The following is a 1,048-nucleotide window of genomic DNA, read 5'->3' as shown; positions in this document are numbered from 1 at the left end:
CCAAATTCAGGCATTGAAATCAACTCCTAAAGGTGTTGTACACTTTACCGATACAGTAGATAGCAAACGCCCCACCAATGAATAAATAAATCACTGGTAACACTGAACTAAACATGTTGAAGGCATACTGCAAGATTCTTCCCACGTCCATGCTAAAACTAATAGCCATCACCCCAAGCTTTGACGGTGGTGAACATCATTATTACGAACACAAGAAAGGTTATAAAACCTAACGAATATAATACAACTGAATTATTCATGAAGAACCAATACAACATATCTAGAAACGCTAAATCATTCATTATCTATCAAACCGCCAATCTTTCAGCAATGTGAACACGATAATTAATAAAAATGGTAATCCAAACAAGGAATATTGATTCAACAAGTTTTCTAAATTAAACTCGATCATCGTAAAGCACTCCATATCCAGTTGAATGTCAACACCAACAAGATTAGCAATAACAAGAAACTAATTAACATATCACCATAGGTAAGTGTCTGGAAAACTGCAAAACTACCGTTCTTAGTCTGTACTAAGTAGTTAGGCATAATTTCCGAAATGGTTTTGTACAATTCGTTTAAATCGATTTTATCCAACATAAAATCACATTCATTCACATTCATTTTTTTGTCTTAATATAAAGATTTTACGCTAAATTAACCAATTTAAAATATGCTTTATTTTGATAAGCATTAATAGAAACCTTTGCTTTAATAGGCATCCCCATTTTCGTATCCTTAAAATGATTAATAAGCTCTAAATCATCACACTTAACAACAACTGTTTTTTCGCTATCAGTACTTTCAGGCTGATAAACATCCAATTGTACAAATGATTTTTCAACACCATTAAAAGTTGATTTTTTAATACTTGAACTTAAGTATTGTCCTTCAATAATTGCTTGTGGCATAAAATTACACTCCTTTTAAATTTTATGAAAAAATATAATATAAAATCAAATATCCTGAACGAACATTTATTCGTAGCAAGATTTTACGTTCTGATTATAGCAAAAAAAGGGAACAGAAAACAAGTATTTTCCAA

1 protein-coding gene is annotated in these 1,048 nt (G+C 30.8%); it reads right to left on the bottom strand.

The genetic code is table 11. The features are described from left to right. Nucleotides 1–650: 650 nt before the first annotated feature. The gene (locus FE392_RS22910; RefSeq protein ID WP_021729290.1) at nt 651–914 is read right to left on the bottom strand and encodes a hypothetical protein; all 264 of its coding nucleotides are present in this window, start codon (nt 912–914) and stop codon (nt 651–653) included. Between the last annotated feature and the right edge of the window lie 134 nt (nt 915–1,048).

The organism is Xenorhabdus santafensis (genome assembly GCF_033949405.1).
Lineage (GTDB): Bacteria > Pseudomonadota > Gammaproteobacteria > Enterobacterales > Enterobacteriaceae > Xenorhabdus > Xenorhabdus santafensis.
This window is presented reverse-complemented; position numbering and strand designations above follow the sequence as displayed.

What these genes read in the sequence shown, in the direction of transcription:
- FE392_RS22910 (WP_021729290.1), bottom strand. Translation starts at nt 914, where the DNA reads ATGCCACAAGCAATTATTGAAGGACAATACTTAAGTTCAAGTATTAAA.